The sequence below is a fragment of the Acinetobacter sp. Leaf130 genome, from assembly GCF_001423205.1.
GTDB lineage: Bacteria > Pseudomonadota > Gammaproteobacteria > Pseudomonadales > Moraxellaceae > Acinetobacter > Acinetobacter calcoaceticus.
Genome location: NZ_LMOE01000006.1, coordinates 164998 through 182770, shown reverse-complemented (window position 1 = coordinate 182770; position 17773 = coordinate 164998). Strand labels below are relative to the sequence as shown.

General features: G+C 39.1%; 19 protein-coding genes and 1 pseudogene. 6 read left to right on the top strand and 14 right to left on the bottom strand.

All coding sequences use genetic code 11. The annotated features are described in order from the left end of the window. Positions 1 to 21 precede the first annotated feature (21 nt). The 4 genes from purU to ASF86_RS13870 all read left to right on the top strand — a co-directional run bounded on the left by purU (position 22) and on the right by ASF86_RS13870 (position 3146). Positions 22 to 885, top strand: coding sequence for a formyltetrahydrofolate deformylase (gene purU / locus ASF86_RS13885; RefSeq protein ID WP_004794803.1), 864 nt, complete (start codon positions 22 to 24; stop codon positions 883 to 885). 381 nt (positions 886 to 1266) lie between these two features. Then, positions 1267 to 2082 carry an energy transducer TonB gene (locus ASF86_RS13880; protein ID WP_056482953.1) on the top strand — a complete coding sequence of 272 codons (816 nt, stop codon included), beginning with the start codon at positions 1267 to 1269 and terminating at the stop codon, positions 2080 to 2082. A gap of 39 nt (positions 2083 to 2121) precedes the next feature. Next, positions 2122 to 2742: a MotA/TolQ/ExbB proton channel family protein gene (locus ASF86_RS13875; protein WP_004641039.1), complete on the top strand. Its 621-nt coding sequence runs from the start codon at positions 2122 to 2124 to the stop codon at positions 2740 to 2742. Then, a complete protein-coding gene (locus tag ASF86_RS13870) occupies positions 2742 to 3146 on the top strand; it encodes an ExbD/TolR family protein (protein WP_003654800.1) in 405 nt (134 codons plus the stop codon). Before ASF86_RS13875 ends, ASF86_RS13870 begins: the two co-directional genes overlap by 1 nt. Positions 3147 to 3203: 57 nt before the next feature. Here ASF86_RS13870 and msrA read toward each other — a convergent pair whose 3' ends face one another. From msrA to lgt, 7 genes and pseudogenes are all read right to left on the bottom strand, one after another. Further along, entirely contained in the window at positions 3204 to 3728 is a 525-nt protein-coding gene (gene msrA, locus ASF86_RS13865) for a peptide-methionine (S)-S-oxide reductase MsrA (protein ID WP_005036987.1), read from the bottom strand. A 95-nt stretch (positions 3729 to 3823) separates the two neighbouring features. Continuing rightward, the gene (locus tag ASF86_RS13860) at positions 3824 to 4879 is read right to left on the bottom strand and encodes a DUF4105 domain-containing protein (RefSeq protein ID WP_017391312.1); all 1056 of its coding nucleotides are present in this window, start codon (positions 4877 to 4879) and stop codon (positions 3824 to 3826) included. Between the two features lie 14 nt (positions 4880 to 4893). Next, the gene (locus ASF86_RS13855; protein ID WP_003654807.1) at positions 4894 to 5403 is read right to left on the bottom strand and encodes a dihydrofolate reductase; all 510 of its coding nucleotides are present in this window, start codon (positions 5401 to 5403) and stop codon (positions 4894 to 4896) included. A gap of 44 nt (positions 5404 to 5447) precedes the next feature. Further along, positions 5448 to 6290 carry a thymidylate synthase gene (thyA, locus tag ASF86_RS13850; RefSeq protein ID WP_003654809.1) on the bottom strand — a complete coding sequence of 281 codons (843 nt, stop codon included), beginning with the start codon at positions 6288 to 6290 and terminating at the stop codon, positions 5448 to 5450. Positions 6291 to 6450: 160 nt separating this feature from the next. Next, positions 6451 to 6820 (bottom strand): annotated as a pseudogene (locus ASF86_RS13845) (hypothetical protein); the annotation flags it as partial. A gap of 11 nt (positions 6821 to 6831) precedes the next feature. Further along, positions 6832 to 7191: a hypothetical protein gene (locus tag ASF86_RS13840; protein WP_004641047.1), complete on the bottom strand. Its 360-nt coding sequence runs from the start codon at positions 7189 to 7191 to the stop codon at positions 6832 to 6834. Between the two features lie 79 nt (positions 7192 to 7270). Then, positions 7271 to 8089, bottom strand: a complete 819-nt coding sequence (lgt, locus tag ASF86_RS13835; RefSeq protein ID WP_005036980.1) for a prolipoprotein diacylglyceryl transferase — start codon at positions 8087 to 8089, stop codon at positions 7271 to 7273. Between the two features lie 93 nt (positions 8090 to 8182). Here lgt and ASF86_RS13830 point away from each other — a divergent pair, with 93 nt between their 5' ends. Further along, complete coding sequence (locus tag ASF86_RS13830; RefSeq protein ID WP_056482945.1) at positions 8183 to 8962, top strand: NRDE family protein; 780 nt, start codon at positions 8183 to 8185, stop codon at positions 8960 to 8962. Positions 8963 to 9011: 49 nt separating this feature from the next. Here the strand turns inward: ASF86_RS13830 and ASF86_RS13825 are convergent, their stop codons facing one another. The 5 genes from ASF86_RS13825 to ASF86_RS13805 all read right to left on the bottom strand — a co-directional run bounded on the left by ASF86_RS13825 (position 9012) and on the right by ASF86_RS13805 (position 15109). Next, a complete protein-coding gene (locus ASF86_RS13825; RefSeq protein WP_056482943.1) occupies positions 9012 to 11345 on the bottom strand; it encodes a PhoX family protein in 2334 nt (777 codons plus the stop codon). A 201-nt stretch (positions 11346 to 11546) separates the two neighbouring features. Further along, entirely contained in the window at positions 11547 to 13499 is a 1953-nt protein-coding gene (locus ASF86_RS13820) for a PhoX family protein (protein ID WP_004641055.1), read from the bottom strand. Between the two features lie 174 nt (positions 13500 to 13673). Further along, positions 13674 to 14444 (bottom strand): twin-arginine translocase subunit TatC, encoded by a 771-nt coding sequence (gene tatC / locus ASF86_RS13815; RefSeq protein WP_056482941.1) that lies wholly within the window; start codon positions 14442 to 14444, stop codon positions 13674 to 13676. Next, the gene (gene tatB, locus ASF86_RS13810) at positions 14441 to 14878 is read right to left on the bottom strand and encodes a Sec-independent protein translocase protein TatB (protein ID WP_056482938.1); all 438 of its coding nucleotides are present in this window, start codon (positions 14876 to 14878) and stop codon (positions 14441 to 14443) included. The genes tatC and tatB overlap by 4 nt, the downstream gene beginning before the upstream one ends. A gap of 12 nt (positions 14879 to 14890) precedes the next feature. Next, on the bottom strand, positions 14891 to 15109 hold the full coding sequence (locus ASF86_RS13805; RefSeq protein ID WP_004794775.1) for a Sec-independent protein translocase subunit TatA: 219 nt from the start codon (positions 15107 to 15109) through the stop codon (positions 14891 to 14893). Between the two features lie 251 nt (positions 15110 to 15360). Here ASF86_RS13805 and ASF86_RS13800 point away from each other — a divergent pair, with 251 nt between their 5' ends. Next, a complete protein-coding gene (locus ASF86_RS13800) occupies positions 15361 to 16236 on the top strand; it encodes an AEC family transporter (RefSeq protein ID WP_056482935.1) in 876 nt (291 codons plus the stop codon). A 245-nt stretch (positions 16237 to 16481) separates the two neighbouring features. Here the strand turns inward: ASF86_RS13800 and rdgB are convergent, their stop codons facing one another. After that, positions 16482 to 17108 carry an RdgB/HAM1 family non-canonical purine NTP pyrophosphatase gene (gene rdgB / locus ASF86_RS13795; RefSeq protein WP_056482932.1) on the bottom strand — a complete coding sequence of 209 codons (627 nt, stop codon included), beginning with the start codon at positions 17106 to 17108 and terminating at the stop codon, positions 16482 to 16484. 59 nt (positions 17109 to 17167) lie between these two features. Further along, positions 17168 to 17713 carry a hypothetical protein gene (locus ASF86_RS13790; RefSeq protein ID WP_056482929.1) on the bottom strand — a complete coding sequence of 182 codons (546 nt, stop codon included), beginning with the start codon at positions 17711 to 17713 and terminating at the stop codon, positions 17168 to 17170. Between the last annotated feature and the right edge of the window lie 60 nt (positions 17714 to 17773).

The window sequence follows — 17773 nt, the reverse complement described above, 5'->3', positions numbered from 1 at the left end:
CAATTAAGTGATATTAACCAAATGAATATGACCACTGCCAATACAGCCCGTTTACTGATTACTTGTGAAGACAAGCCAGGGATCGTACAAGCGGTATCGAGCTTTTTGTATCACCAAGGTGCAAACATTACCGCGCTTGATCAGTATGCGACGGAAGCTCAGGGCGGACGTTATTTCATGCGTGTTGAATTTGAACTTGACCACTTACAGTCGCGTAAAGATGCTTTGATTCAGACTTTTGCTGCGAACGTTGCTGAGCGTTATGGCATGCAATGGCGTCTTGCTTTCGTAAACGATGTTAAAAAAGTTGGTATTTTAGTTTCTAAAGTTGACCATGCATTGCTTGAGTTATTGTGGCGTCATGCACGTGGTTCGTTACCTTGTGAAATTACTCATGTTATTTCAAATCATGAAGATTTACGTGAATCTGTCGAAAACTTCGGGATTCCATTTACTGTAATTAAAGTCACCAAAGACAATAAAGCTGAAGCTTATGCGCAAATTGATGAAATGATGCAAGGTAACGATTTATTGGTTCTTGCACGTTACATGCAGATTTTAAGCGAAGATTTTGTTGCGAAATGGGAAATGAAAATCATCAATATTCACCATTCTTTCTTGCCAGCTTTTGTGGGTGCTAACCCATATAAGCAAGCTTATGAAAAAGGTGTGAAGTTGATTGGTGCGACAGCTCACTATGTTACTGCTGACCTTGATCAAGGCCCAATTATTGAACAAGACGTTGAGCGTGTGAGTCATGACTATAATGTTGAGCAATTACGTGAGCTTGGTGAAGATGTAGAGCGTAATGTATTGGCTCGCGCAGTGAAATGGCATTTAGAAGACCGTATTATTGTTGATGGTAATAAGACCGTTGTTTTTTAAATAACGCTTATTTTAAAAAAGCACGCTTCTTGCGTGTTTTTTTATATTTAAAATAAAATTGAAATAATATAACATATCAATAACAAATGGGTTTATCATAAGAATAGATCTGTTCATAGTGTAATTAGTCTAACTATTTTAAGTTTGGCTAAACAAATCGTGAGCAGGGGATGTCTATTCATGTAACTATGAGAAAACTAAAGCAAAGATACTCAACTGGTAACAACCTCTGATAGAGAGTAAATGTTTTTCTCAAAAAATAGTTGCAAATGAAAACACTTCTCATTTATTATTGTGGCACTTTATTGTTCTATCCGATGTTTGAAATCGTTTCTATAAATAGAAATCTGAAATCATCATCCATTAGGTAATTAGATTCTTATGAGTCAATCTTCCGCAGCCTTAAATGCTCCCAATCCGATGAAAAAGAAAGTCATCACAGCACTAATTGCAGTTGCAATTGGTCATATCGGGGTCTTATGGGCAGTTAGCCATATTAAGCCTGCTGAATTAAAGCCAATCGATAAGAAACCTTTACAGGTACGTTTTTTAACAATTAAAGAAGATGTGCCGCCACCTCCTCCTGCAAAAGTAGAGCCGATCAAGCCCAAGGTAAAGCCTAAACCTGTTGAGAAGAAGGTAGAGCCTAAACCTGTTGAGAAGCCAAAAGTTATTGCTCAGAAAGTACAGAAGGTAGAGCCAAAGGTTATTCAACAAGATGATACTCAAGAGAAATTAAAGAAGCAGCAAGAGTTGGAAAAGCAGAGATTAGAGCAACTTCAACGTGAACAAGCTTTAAGAGAGCAGCAAGCACGTGAACAAGCTTTAAGAGATCAACAAGCACGTGAACAAGCTGCAAGAGATCAACAAGCTCGTGATCAAGAAAATCGTAGCAAACCTCAAAGAGTGGCCGCAGGTGATGTATCTTGGAGCAGATCTCCAAAAATCTCTGCGGAAAAAGTTTCTTATTACTTTAAGCCTGAAGATGGAGTAAAAGTCATAGAAGTCGAAATTTCATCTGATGGTACGGGTAAGGTGACGGGTGTAAAGATTACTAAGTCGACTGGTAATGAGAAATTTGATGCCTATGTTGTTAAGCAAACTTATAGTGCTAGGTTTAATTCGTATAAACCTAATGGTGTGGTGACTCCTTTTGTGATCAAACAACAATTTGATGCAAGTGTTGTTAAAAAATAATTGTATTAGCAGATTAAACTTTATTACGTAGGAGTTCATATGAACTTTTCAATCTATTGGCAACATGCAGATGCAGTGAGTAAAACCCTGTATTTCATCTTATTGGCAATGTCGATTGCTACTTGGACAGTTTTCATCTTACGTTTGATGGGGACTCGCCAATTAAAACAACAAGCTTATGCTCAACTTTCTCAGGCTATCACTTCGCTAAAAGCAAAGTTACAACCTTTAAGTTTTGAGCAGCGTAAAGCGGTTGCGGAGCAGGCTCTACTTCGTCAAATTTCTGCTGAAAAAGTCAATGCTGAAAAAGGTATTTCTGTTTTAGGAACAATTGCTTCAATTGCACCATTCGTTGGTTTGTTTGGTACGGTATGGGGTATTTTCCATGCACTTGTTGCGGTAGGTAAAAGTGGACAAGCAGGTTTGGCTCAAGTGGCTACACCAGTAGGTGAAGCGCTTATTATGACGGGCCTTGGTCTTGCAGTTGCGATTCCTGCGGTATTGGCTTATAACATCTGTGTACGTGCTAACCGTGGTCTTGCTCATGATTTACAAGATCAAGCACACAGCTTATTAATTGATACGATGTTGCAGCAAGACTCAACTGTAAAGTCTGATGTTAAAACTGCACAGCAAAGTTATGTTGGAGGTCAAGCTTAATGGCTTTTCAATTGGGTGAAGACCACGATAGTGGCATAAATGAGATGAACCTCATTCCGCTAATCGACATTATGTTGGTGTTAATGATCATCTTTTTGGTCACAGCAACAGTTGCCAACCCATCGATTCCATTAACGCTTCCTAAAACAACTGCTGAAATTATTGATCCACCACCAAAAGCAATTACGATTAGTATTAATGCAAATGGTGAAGTGGCTTGGGATACTCAAGTAATTAGCCTTGATGAGCTTCAAAAACGTTTTCAAGAAGCAGGTCAAGGTGATGTTAAACCAACAGTTCAGCTTCGTGCAGATAAAGAGTCGAAGTACGATACTGTTGCACAGGTAATGTCTCGCGCCAGTGAAGCCGGACTGAGCGATATTGCCTTTGTCAGTGAAAACTAAAATTTAGTTTACCTAATAAAAAAGCAACCAAATCGGTTGCTTTTTTATTGCTCGAATTTATTGATCTTTCATAAGATGCTGGAATTTACTATAGAGCTTGAGCAACTTAGGTGGAATCGCAAAGTTGCAATAACCTTGTGAAGGATTCTTTGCATAGTAATTCTGATGATATTCTTCGGCTGGATAGAACGTCGGAACCGGAGACAACTCAGTCACAATATCAAGATCATCATCTTTTAGCGTTTGAATCGTATGTTCTGCTGCCTGCTTTTGCTCTTCATTATAATAGTAAATAACAGAGCGATATTGCGTGCCGATATCATTACCTTGGCGATTTAAAGTCGTTGGATCGTGAGTCGCGAAGAATACATCGAGTAACTGGGAGTATGTTACTTGCTCTTCATCAAAATCTACCAAGATCACCTCAGCATGCTGAGTATCTCCTTGGCAGACTTGCTCGTAGGTAGGATTAGTCGTGTGCCCACCTGCGTAACCACTAGTTACTTTTTCTACACCGCGTATTTGTAAAAATACAGCTTCGACGCACCAAAAACAGCCGCCGCCAAATAATGCCTGTTGCATTGTTTTTCCCTCTATTTCCTGCCTATTACAATAGGGTTTATGTATTTAAAATACAAAGTAAAGCATGTATAAAAAAGTAAAGAAAAGTGCATTACTTATTTCGGTTTTGGTAAACCTTGTCGAACGATTTGAGAGAAATGTTCGCTACTCTGATCTGAAAGTTGTTCAAAATTTTCAGTACGTGGGTTGATGTGTGCAATTTGATACCACTGTTTTAAACTGATAGTTTGATTAAGTGCTTTAAGATCATATAAATAATTAGGTAAGTAACCTGAAGCGATTAGGCGATAATCTTTAGGAAGTTGATAGGGGTTAATCGCTTGAACCATATCAAAAATTAAGGTGGTACAGTTACTGGTGAGGGTGTTGTACCACTTTGGTTCTGCACGAAGCTCATCGGATTTCTTTAGATATTCTAAAAATAAAGCCTTTTGCTCGCGACGTGGCATGTTGATAGGAAAATTATAAACTTGCTCTTTGCGGATGTTACTGCGTGTGTACACAATATCTTTTTCATCAGAAGCAATTAAGCTAAGTTCATATTTTCTAAAAAATCCACCAATTGCCGAAAACTCTTCAGTTTTTTCTTTGCGAATCTCGATTGAGAACACTAAAGGTTGCTGATTGGTAAATTCAAAGCTAACCAATGTATGAGCAATTTGTGGTCCCATCCAGTAAGAGGCAATGATGTTTATGCCATTCAACTGGTTAAGATCAAAAGTTCGAGTTTCCCACCGAACATCATAGGTTCCATCGGGATGCCAGTTGAAGTTACGAACATTATGCAGGGTAATCACATCGCCATGCTTTTCGTAGCTCAGCATATTGGCAACTTCAGGGTTCCAGTCGCGGTCTTGGCGTGCAGTAATCGAAAAATACCAAACGAGAGAGCAGGCAAATGCCAAAAGATAAATCAGGATGTCTGTACGGCGGCTAATAATATGGCCTTCCACATATAAGCCAGCCATACTGAGTGCAAAAGCAATCCAGATGCCAATGAGTATGCGGCTGCCTAACCAGCCAAAAGGTTGTTGAACCCAGAGCGCTACACATACCCAAATGCTAGAGAACACAATAAACAGCGTGAATAGACTATGCAAAAGCCCCAAAAGTAGGGCAGTAATAAATTCACGTGTTCCGATATTGTGCATAGGCATCCATAGAATTATTTTTTATAAGTAGCAAACTCGAATGAAGTTCCTGATTTTTCATCAACTTGCTGTTCACTCGCAGTTTTATGAAATTCACTCGGTATTGTTGGATAATGTGCATCACCTTGCACATCTAAGTCAACATGAGTGAGTTCAAGACGGTCTGCAATCGACAAAGTCTGCTTGAATATCTCACCGCCACCAATAATGAACAGTGCCTGCTTTTCGGTATTTTTCACATCTTCTAAAGCTGCGTTTAAAGCATCTTCAATTGAATAGGCAACTTTAACGCCGTCAAATTGCCAGTTAATGTCACGGGTAATGACCCAGTTCACACGATTGGGTAGCGCACGCCCCATAGACTCAAGCGTTTTACGGCCCATCACGACCACGCCGCCTTGAGTGATTTCTTTAAAATGCTTTAAGTCGGCAGAAATATGCCATGGCAACGCATTGCCTTTACCAATACAGTGGTTTTTGTCCATTGCCACAACGTGAACAACTTCTACATTTTGCCATGCCATAATCTTATTCTCTAAACCGTAACCTAATGAAATTTGAGTCGTCGTTATACTGCAACTGGTGCTTTAATTGCAGGATGTGATTCATACCCTACAATTTCAACATCTTCAAATTTGAAATCAAATAAGTCTTTTACTTCTGGATTCAGTTTCAATTGGCATAGGGGTAAAGGTTCACGTGTCAATTGAAGTTGTGCTTGTTCAAAATGATTGACATAAAGATGCGTATCACCGCCTGTCCATACAAAATCACCGACTCCTAAACCGCACACTTGAGCAATCATATGGGTGAGTAGAGCATAACTGGCAATGTTAAAAGGCACGCCTAAAAACACGTCTGCACTACGTTGATAAAGCTGGCATGACAATTTGTTATCTTGTACGAAAAATTGAAAAAGCGTGTGGCAAGGTGGTAAAGCCACTTGTCCAGCTTCATTTGGATTCCAGCCTGAAATAATTAAACGGCGTGAATTCGGATTGGTTTTGATTTCATTAATTAACCATTTAATTTGGTCAAAACCATCTTGGTTATAAGTGCCATCCGCATTTTTGGTTGCGCCGAAATTACGCCATTGATGACCATATACCGGTCCAAGTTCATGCTCTGGGCGGCCAAAACGGGCAGTTTGTTCTGCTGTAGCCCACTCATCCCAAATTGAAACTTTATTGTCTTTTAGATATTGGACGTTGGTGTCGCCTTTTAAAAACCAAAGTAACTCAATCACAATAGAACGGAAGTGAACTTTTTTTGTGGTGAGTAAAGGAAAACCTTTAGAGAGATCAAAACGCATTTGATGACCAAATACAGAACGGGTTCCTGTGCCTGTACGGTCGCCTTTGTCACCGCCATTATCAAGGATATGTTGTAGAAGGTCTAAATATGCACGCATAACACTCTCGAGTTCGGATTAATTCCATAAAATAAAGGGGGAGATAGCTCAACGATAAATAATTACGCAATAGAGCTGCTTCATCATGAACCATTGAAGATGATACCTGTTGTAGCTCAAGATGAAAATCTAAAAATGGTTCTATGGCATTTCAATGGACGTAATTAGTCAAATCGCTTGGCGCGATTTTGATAAATCGAAACAAGAAAAAAGCCAACCAGTACAAAGCCTAAAGCTTGTAGCGCAAGAATCCATTTATGCTGAGCAGGAAGCAGATACATCAAAATAACAACGATAAAAATAGGATAGATGCTGCTTAAAATTCTAAAGCTCGATTTATATGATTTGTTATTTGAAATTTTGCTATTTAAGTAATGTCCAACATGTAAACCAAAACCGAAAATAAGGCTGAGCACAGTATAAATAGGAGACAAGGGCTGAACTTGATTAGCTATGTAAACTGCCACACAAACGGCAATAATGAAGATGAGTTTGATATGGCGCGGAGCGTTGTACCAATAAGCCAACATGAAAACTAAACCTATTTCTTAAAAAGCGATTGAGGCGAAAAAATAAAAGCTGCAAGCGCCATAAAAGCAATTCCTTGCACGCCCCATATAAGTAAATTAGGCATTGCTTTAACAAAAATAAGAGCAAACAAAAGGGCTATAGGGATCCAAGTCAACAGGCGGTAAAATAACCCCGTCGGGTTTTTTTGAGCAAAGTGCAATTTAAAGTAACGACAGATTAAAAAAATTACCCCAGTTCCAGTAAACATCAGAATCGTATCTAAAGGCAGTGGTTGGTATTGATATAGCGCAATACAAATAAGCAGCGTAATAATTAAAATCACTAGTTTTTTAAATGTCGGGACTTGCGTGTTAAACCAGAATTCCAGCATGGTATATCTTCATCTTGGGAGAGTAAAAACTGTAGCATAAAAAAAGAAAAGAGGAGCCGAAACTCCTCTAATTTAGATATTAACTATTCTTTTGTGGACCCCAGTCGTAAATTTTCTTTTGGTAGGCGTACCACATCATCCAAAGCCCAATCAGCAACATTGGAATTGTTAGAATTTGTCCTTTTGTCATCCAGCCTAATAGAATAAAACCTTGGTCGGCATCTGGCTGACGGAAGAATTCCATCACAAAGCGGGCAACGCCATATCCCATTAAGAATAGGGCAGAAACAGCCATACGTGGACGCGGTTTTGAACTAAACCACCACAAGATAATAAATAGAATTAAACCTTCACAAAGCGCTTGATAGATTTGTGATGGATGGCGAACTAGGTGTAACGGATCTGTCGGGAAAATCATACCAAATGGATAATTTGGGTCAGTTACCGCACGACCATATAACTCTCCACCAATAAAGTTACCAATGCGTCCGAACATTAAGCCAGTCGGTACACAAGGAGCAATAAAGTCGAGGGTTTGAAACCATGTTTTTTGGTATTTTTTACACCAAAATAGCATAGCAATCATGACGCCTAAAAAGCCGCCATGGAAACTCATACCGCCTGTCCAGACTTGAAATAGCCAGATTGGGTTTTCGAGGAATTTATCAAACTCATAGAAAAGGACATAGCCGACACGACCGCCCAGAACGACACCTAGAGCACCGTAAAATACCAGATCGGAAACCATGTCCGATGTCCAGCCATCACGCTGTTTGGCACGGTAGGAAGCAAGCCCCCAAGCACATAAAAATGCTAATAAATACATGAGTCCATACCAATGGACTTGAAGAGGTCCTAAGTGTATTGCGACCGGATCGATATTAGGATAGGTCAGCATTGCTGCTCCTTGATCTTACGTTTTGACAGATTGTAGCGGAATGATGTGAAAAATGTTGTACATTCAATGTGTAAAGATAGGGAACAAGAATTAATGTGTATTGTGGCTTTAGCATGGCATGTTCTGGATGATCTGCCCTTGTGTCTTATGTCAAATCGAGACGAGTTTTATCATCGCCCCACAGCTTTGTTGCATCAGTGGGAACATACGCCAATTGTTGCAGGGCAGGACTTACAGTCCGGTGGTACTTGGATGGGGGTAACACCTCAAGGCCGATGGGCGGTTTTAACCAACTTCCGTGATGGGCGAGACCAAAAAACTTATGAAACTTCTCGAGGGCATTTAGTTCAGGCTTTTTTAGAATCTGATTTATTACCTATTCGTTTTGCACAACAATTAGAACAGCAACAACAAAATTTTGCTGGTTTTAACTTGTTTATGGGCAATGCTGATCAGGCTGTCTATATGAGTAACCGCGGCGAAGCTCCTCAAGTTTTAGCTAATGGAGTCTATGTGGTTTCTAATGGCCTCATGTCTGATCATTGGGAAAAAACCAGACATTTACGAACACGGTTTACGCAAGAGTTTTTGCCTATGCTTCAACACCAGACAGAAGAATTAATCTTGCAACATGCAGCGTGGGATATTCTGGAAGATGAGCGCAAGGTCACAACGGCATTATTGCCGAATACTGGCATTCAAGCAGAAATGGAAGAGTTATTATCATCCACCTTTATTCAAAGTCCTGTGTATGGCACACGTTGTTCGAACTTTCTAAGAATGACCAATAATGAATGGCTTTGGTTAGAAAAGACCCAACAAGGTGAGCACAGCGGTCAAATTGTGCAGCAGCAGATTCTCTTAAATCGATAGTAATAAAAATGCCGATCAATTGACCGGCATTTTTATAAGCATAAACAAATTAGCCTGCAATCACGCCGCCATCTTTACGGGTAATCACAACAGTTGCTGAACGTGGACGTGCAGTTTTATTGCTTGGATCTTTTTGAGTTGCAGGCCAGTTACTGTCTGGTGTCGCATAACTCTTAGAATCTTCACCAGGATGTTGAACATTAATAAAAATAGCTTTGTGGTCTGGTGTCATGGCAATGCCTGTAATTTCACACTGCTTTGGTCCAACCAAGAAACGGCGTAATGTTGAGTCTGTAACTTTAGCGCCGACTAGCGTTTGTTGGCCATTTGACGTAGTGGCAGCAGCACCATCACCAATCTGGCCCGGTAGTGCAGCAAGCATCATACAGTTGGTGACATCGGTATATGCACCATCGTCTGTTTGAATCCAAAGCACACCGCGTGAGTCGAACCACATACCATCTGGTGAAGACAAATCGTTATTGTCAGTTAAACCAGATAGGTTAATGTTTGATGCCATAGATGCTTCTGCGCCGAACAGGTAGATATCCCATTTAAAGGTTTCAGCAGTGGTTTTGTCATCGGTTTCTTTAAAACGGATAATATGACCGTTAACGTTACCTTTTTGCTCTTTGGTGCCGTTATATAAATCTGTGTAGTTACGTGGGTTGGCTGCATCTGTTGGGTAGTCTTTACCACGATTTGAGTTGTTGGTAAGAGTTACATAGATTTCGCCATTCACTGGGTTAACCGTACACCATTCTGGGCGGTCCATTTTTGTAGCACCGACAGCGTCGCCAGCCAAACGCGCAAATGTTACAACATCTGCTTGAGATTTGAATGGGTAAGTGGTGTTGCTTTCATTTAAGCCATTTTTGCCATAGGCAAGTTCAATCCATTGACCTGAACCATCGTTATTAAATTTGGCAACATACAATTTACCTGCGTTCATATATTTGTCACCGACCGTATAGCCGCCGTTTACATCTTTGGCATCCCATACAGCGGTAGAGACAAATTTATAGATGTATTCTCCGCGAGAATCATCACCCATATAAAATGCTAATGGTTGACCTACAACGGCACGGCAAGCACTATCTTCATGTGCAAAGCGACCTAATGAGGTACGTTTAACTGGATTTTGGCGAACATCAAACGGATCAATTTCGACCATCCAACCGAATGTATTAGGTCCATTGCGGTAGTCTTGTGTTGCCTGCGCAGCTTTTACATCAGCATTCCAACGATCATATAAGTCTTGTGATTCAACTTGACCAATTGCCGTTTCCCAGCCATAACGTGAACTTGTGCCTAAATAAATTTGTCGCCCTTGTTCATCAACGTTAGGGATTAACTCACCATTTTTATCTTTTAAATAAATAACCTTGCCATCTTTATCTTTTTTAGGCGCACCTTTTTCATCTTTCTCGTAAAGATATGGTTCATCTTTTTTAACGCCTAAACCGTAACGTTTTAATGCAATTTTTTCTGCATCTGTACGTGCATATTCATCGCTACCTGAACGTTGGAAATAACCAATAAAGTTTTCTTCGGTAGTTAAATATGTGCCCCAAGGGGTATAACCATTACCACAGTTATTATGTGTGCCGCGAGTTTGACGGCCAGCAGGCGAGAAACGAGTTGCAAGTAGGCTAGAACCAGCTGCTGCCCCCGCAAAAACCATCTCTGTTGATGCTGTAATACGTCGGTTAAAAATTGATTTTTTAACAATTTCTACTTTTTGAGTTGCTGCATCTTTTTTGATATGAACGACAGATACGCCGTGTGCATTGGTTTCACGAATCACTTCATCTTCAGGGCGACGTCCATCAACTTTTGTTGGACCTTTGGGATGAAGGAAGGTCTGATTAATATATTCGTGATTCATCACTAACAAACCTTCAGCTGAAACACTTTCATCAAAGCGGCTTGTCGATGTATTTAAACCAAAGAAATGCATGCCGTCATGGCAGTCACCAGAACGGAACTGGAAGCTTGGACCTGATGGAATATTATTATCATCCCAGTCCCCAAACGCAGGGTTGATTGAATCACCTAAAGCGTAAATGACATTGGCTTCATAGCCTTCAGGTACAGTCACGATATCGTTGTGGTTTTTTGCAACTGCTGTAAAGGTTAATTTTTCTGGTCTTTTATTTGGGTCTACAGGCGGGGTTCCACCGTTGTTCGAACCCGAGTTATCATCACTATCATTACAGCCAGTTAATGTAGAAGCTAAAGTTAATGCTACAGCGCCGCTTGCTGCTTTGGTGATTAAACTACGGCGGCTTACATGTTGTTCTAAAATGTCACGGAAGTGGATGTTGTCTGAAGTATTGTTATCCAGTTCTTGGTCTTCATGATATGGCGTCAGCTCTGTCATGGGAAATTCCTAAGTAAATAATAAAGAGATTGTTCTAAAAGTCTTCATGAGCTTAGGTTGTGAATGTGACGTGGCGTTGACGTTTTGATGATAAGTTAGTTAAAACTTCAGTGATTTTTCATTTTTATAAAAAGTGCGAGCTTATCTAAAAAACATTAAAGCTGACCTTAGCCAGCTATAATGTTTGGAGCATATTAAAAATTATTTGGTTGTGACTGATGGTGCAATTGGGTCTGCTGTAATATAGCCCACGTTAGCGCTATAACCATTGTTATAATTTTGGTTAATTAATGCCTTAACATCCTCAGGTACACTGCTGCTATCGCCTGGGTGCTGGAAGTTACTCATGATATAAGTCCAACCATTGATTGAATCTACCGCATGCAAGCCAGTCGATTCTGCACCTGCTGGTGTAGAAAGTAGTCGGATTAACTCTTTGGTATCTACATTGTATGCCCACAAGAAGTTATTAACATGATTACCTGAGTCTTCACCAATGAATAATGTACGTAAAGTTTCAGAAAATTTCAGGTTGTCTGGGCTGGCAATTTTGTCTGGATGAGCTGTATTACCTAAACTATCTTTCGCAGCAAGATCTTCACCCATTAATAACATATATGAGTAAAGAGGGACCCATTCACTATTAATTGAGCTGCCTTCATTGTCTGTAAAGCTATTACCCAACTTGTGTGCAAGAACCCCACCAGCAGTAATTTTTTTAGAGAACCCTACATTATGTTCTGCAACATAACCCTTACCGCCAACAACCATTGAATCTTGAATATTAGCTAAAGCAGAGTAGGCCACTTTATCTTTAATATTCACGTTTGTTCCTTCCATCTTGGTGAACGCCATACTTGCACCTTTTAGTGCTGCATAACGATGTGTTTCCAAGAAAGCTGCTGCTTTTTCCATACCGGGTTTAAGTTTGACCCAAAGTGTTTTCTTTGCCAAAGTAATTTCAGTATAGCTGGCATCATTTGGGTTCGTTGTTAAACTTTCCATAATGTCAGTTGACTTAATTCCACCCGCAACTAAATCTTCAATTTCTTTACTTGTCGCATGACCAAGTTTGATCCATTGAATACTCGCAGTTGAAGTTTCAGTTAAAGTATTGATGTATTTAGCGACATACAGCGTACCTGCCGATAAGTCTTTTTCTTTGTCAGCAACGAACATGAAGAAACCACCATTTGTGTAGTCATCTCCCATAAGTGCTGTGCGATTGTCTGGCATCACATGAATAAGTTCATGAGAAATACGGCCTAAGCAGTAATGCTTTTTAATGCTACCAGTACCATCAAGGTTAACTGTTACTTCTGGCAAATGACCGTAGTTATATGGGTTTGCTTTAGTTTCATCACCAAAGAAGTATTTACCAAGATATTTTGGATCTGTACCACCAATGCCTTGATTGAATGCATCAGGTTCATACTCTTCACTTGATAAGTGAGTATTCCAAGGCGATAGGCTAGCACCGCAAGTAATCCATAGACCGTGGACTGGAGCAGTATCAACATTGAAGTATTTTTTAAGTTCTAGATGACCAGTTTTTTGGTCTTGATCTAAAGTCAAAATTGCAATTGGCGATGGTAGTTGGCCATAAGTATCTCCACCTGCTTGGTCCTTTGAGTTGTACTCAAATTGAACAACATGGAATACAGGATTTGCTACACCATCAACTTTCGCACCTTCTAACTGAATTAATGATGAACCATCTGGACAGTCTGAAAAGAACTGACGCTCTTTACCCGCAACAGACTTATCCATAATTGGATTGCCGTTAACATCGAAATAACCACCAGCGATAATTGTTCCACCACCATGCTTTGGTACGCTATCACCAGTTTTAAAGAAAGGTTTATAAGCAAGTTGGTACTCAGTACTGGTTGAGTTTTCCCAATCAATTTTTAATTTAGAATTTACTAAAGTTGTTGCACGGTCTGCTGCTGCTGTTGGAGCTGACATTGCCGTAAATTTTGCATTTTTTAATTTGCTTGGTTGCGGTGTTGGAGTGACTACAGAACTGTCATCACTATCATTACAACCTGCTAACGTTGCTGCCGTAGCCATCGCCCCTAATGGTAGAAAAGGAATCCCCGAGAACCATTTTAAAATTTCGCGACGCGTTGGTTGAGTAGAAGCAGTTGTCATAAGAAATCCGTAAATTTTGTGGGTATATTTGTTGAGTTGATTCTATGGACTGAAAATGACACTTTTCTTACATTTTTAAGTCACTTTGAAGACACTTTATTGCTTTGTAGATTAAAAAGTGTTCTAAACAAAAAGCCTGAACTTGAAGGTTCAGGCTTTTTCTTAGAAATCATTTTATTCAGTAGAATGAGTTTTTCTTTTCTCAAGAATTTTACCAAAGAGCAATCCGAGCTCAAAAAGTAACCACATTGGGATTGCTAACATCACCATTGAAATTGCATCTGGCGGTGTAATGAACATGGCTACAAAAAAGCATCCCACAATAATAAAGCGTCTTTTTTCAGCAAGACTTTTTGTGTCTACTACGCCTATTAAAATGAGTAGTAGGGTTGCAATTGGAATTTCAAAAGTGAGACCAAAAACTAAAAATAGCTTTAAGCAAAAGCTTAAATAGCTATTAATATCTGTCATAGGTGCGACGGTTTCAGGTGATACACTAATAAAGAAATGTAAAATTGCAGGAAGGGTAATGTAGTATGCGAAAGCAACGCCGGCATAGAACAAAACAATACTGCCAATGAGTAACGGAATCGCTAAATGTCGTTCTTTTTGATACAACGCAGGGCGAACAAAAGACCATATTTCATAAAGAATAAATGGCATAGCTAACACGAGCGCGACAAATAAATTTAATTTAAATGGAGCCATAAAGGTTGCAGTCACATCTGTAGCGATCATTGAAGATGATGCCGGAAGTTGCAGCCTTAAAGGTTCAGATAATAGTTGGTATGTATTATTTCGAAAGGGTAATAAACAAAAGAATAAAAATAATGTTACCCCAACAATTCTAAATAAATGACGTCTTAAAATAACCAAATGGCTCATGATAGGCATTTGGTCTAGATTTTCCTGAGAATTTACAGTGGTTGAAGGCAGTTGGTTCATACGGCAATCTTCAAGTTAACGGGAGATGTCTCTGAAATTTCGGGTGTCGATACCAAAGGAATAAACTTTCCAATGTATGGCACTTTATACTGTCCCGAGATAGGCAGACATATCCGAATAGGCTTTGGCAATATTTTAGAAGCCTCAGTTTTATCTACATTTTCGGAAATATTCTGTTTTTGTATTTCTTCGAGTTGTTGTTGTACTTTCAGTTCCAGTGCTTCAATGCGGTTGAGTTCTTCTTGCATTTCTTTTCGAAATTCAGAAAGACGCAACTCTTGATCAATCTCATTTTGCAAATTGGTAATATAACGTTTTAGGCGAACATACCAACGACCAGCAAAGCGTGCGGCTTCTGGAAGTTTATCTGGGCCTAAAACTAAAATTGCAATAATTGCAAAACAGAGTAGCTCTGTCATTCCTACATCAAGCATGGTGGAAAACCTTTAGCTTTTCACTGATGTGCTGTCAGGGGTTTTGACTTGGGCATCAATTGTACGTGGAGTATTAAGAGCAGCAGTTTCGTCTTCTTCACGAACTGATTTTTTAAAGTCTTTTACTGCACCGCCTACGTCTTTACCGATATTTTTTAATTTAGATGTACCGAATAATAAAATAACGACAATTGCAAAAATAACGACGTGCCAAATAGATAAACCGGCCATGATCTTATACCTCTTTTCAGTTTGTTTTATCTCAACAGGTTGCCATGACAGGAATGTGACATTTATATGTCATTTTTAAGACAATGGCCGTTAGTCAAAATCTAAAAGGTAGTTTTATAAAGGGTGTATTTGGTTTTTTATTTTAGAAAGGGTTAAAAAAGAGAAGCTTAAATTACTTGAAAAGGAGAGTACATTTCACTTTGAAAAGGTGTAGCATAACAAACTGATTTTGAGGGGTGAGAGGAGCAAACGTGGCGTTATTACTGCCAATATTGGCGTTTATCACTGGACTTTTACTTGCCCAGACTTCTCTTTCAGAAACCATAAAACCTGTTCTTTCAGCTTGGCTCGCACGCTTACTTATTCCCGTTGTTATTATTTACAACATGGTATTTTATCAACCGGGTAGTTTAAGTTTAATGCTGTTTAGCTTTGGTTCAGCATTTCTTATTTTCTTTGCTTATTTAGCTTTATTTAAAGACAGATTATTAGCACTTTGTGCAAGTTATACCAACATGGGGTGGCTCGGTTTTCCTTTTGCCATGGCTTTATTTGGTCCCCAAGCCACGGCGCCTATTGTGGCGTTATATATTGGTATGTCGCTGTTCGGAAATGCATGGGCAGTTACAGCAGTAACGACTGCACCGCAAAGTAAGCTCAATATATTAAAAAAAGTTTTGTCTTCTCCACCATGTATTTCAATATTCGTTGCGCTTCTACTTAGACTTCTTGGTGCTCAGCATATCGAACATCCTGCCATACATTGGGTGTATGAGGTTGCTAAGTTCGCAATGACTTTTGCGGGTATGTGTGTACTGGGAATGTGGTTGCGTCGTACTCGAGTGCATTTAAAAGACTTAATCTACAGTACCAAAGCTCAAGCTTTTAAGGTGGTGTGTGGTTTTATTCTTTGTGGACTAACGTATAGATTTTTACCGATTCCCAATATGAGCCAGCAAATTGGAGTGATGTTTTTAATGTTCTGTTTGCCACCAGCAGCCAATATTGTAGCGCTAGAAACACATTATCAAGGAACAGGAAGATCTGCGGCTTATATTGCTTCAGGGACGATTGTGAGTTGTGTGTGTATTGCCATTTATGCAGTGTTTTTGCATCTTTATTTCTAAGTAAGATGATTAGATCAGACTGCCTTTGAATAGTGGTTATATGCTTATTTTGTGTATATAGGCAATATTTACTTTTGTTTCGTCAAAAGTAACAAAACCATTTGTTGAACTGACGACACATCCTGAGCGATTTCCGAAGCACTGCTTTGGGAATCTGCGCAAGGCAGTGACGTGGCGACATCCATGTCGCCTAGCACGATGGCAAATGGCTTTAAAATTAAACTAAATAAATGCTATATAAAGTTTTACTTCTGCAAGCTTTCTCTAAATAACTGCATCGCTTGTCCACGATGACTAATCTTATTTTTGTCTTCTTTAGACAGCTCAGCACTAGAAACTTGCAATTCAGGCAACCAGAACAGTGGGTCATAACCAAAGCCATTTTCACCACGAGCAGCTTCTAAAATTTCGCCGTGCCAAATGCCTTGGAAAATTTGTGGCAAAGGATCTTCAGCATGCGTTACTAAAGCAAGTACACACACAAACATGCCTTCAATCACTTCACCATTTTTACGAAATGGTAATAAATCATTAAGTAACTTGGCATTATTTGCTGCGTCGTCACCGTGTTCTCCAGCATAGCGTGCTGAGTAAATACCAGGTGCGCCGCCTAATACAGGAATACAAATACCAGAGTCGTCAGCCATAGCAGGTTTACCTGAAATTTGAGATGCATGACGAGCTTTAATAATGGCATTTTCAATAAAGCTTAAACCATCTTCAATTGCATCAGGAATATTAAGGCGACCTTGAGGAATAATTTCTACAGGTAACTTAAGCTGTTCAAAAAGTTTTTCAAACTCTGCGACTTTACCTTTGTTATTGCTGGCAAGGACAAGACTGCTTTGGTTGAGCCATGATTGGGTAGACATAAGTTAAACCGATCTAAATTTTGCGTATTTTAACCTATTTTAAAAATTAAATAGCTGAATTATGAATATGATTGAATAGAACATTTTTTTCTATTAAAAATGATTCGGGCTGTATAGTTTTCTGTCTCGATCAAAGATGTTTGTTCTGGGAACTTACTTTTGCAATCAAAAGTTACACCTCCAAAAGTTGAAGGGAGATTGAAGCTAATATAAGAGATGGGATAAAAATGCTCTTGGGAATAGAGAGGGAGCTGAAAATAAAATTTATTGTTTGACTTTATGGGTATATCACTGACTTCTGTATCTGTATTTTTTCTGAGTTTTGGTAGCATCAAGATTGTTTCACGTTGTATATGGGTTGTGATAAACGGGAAAAAGTAATCAGATTCATATATCCCATAAGCTGCTGAATTTATTTCTTTTAACTCTTTCATGAAATCGTTTTGTGTATAGCCATTTTTATAAGAAGTAATTTGAATCGTGAAATTTAACATTTGAGAATGATCGAAAAAGAAAGGCTTTAGTATCTGGAATATAATAAGACTACTAACTATAATAAAAATACTGATATAAATTGATATTTTAAATTCATTCTTATTAAACATTACTTTTCTCTTCTCTATATATATTGATTTAACAACAAAATTAACCTTACGGTTTTTTAT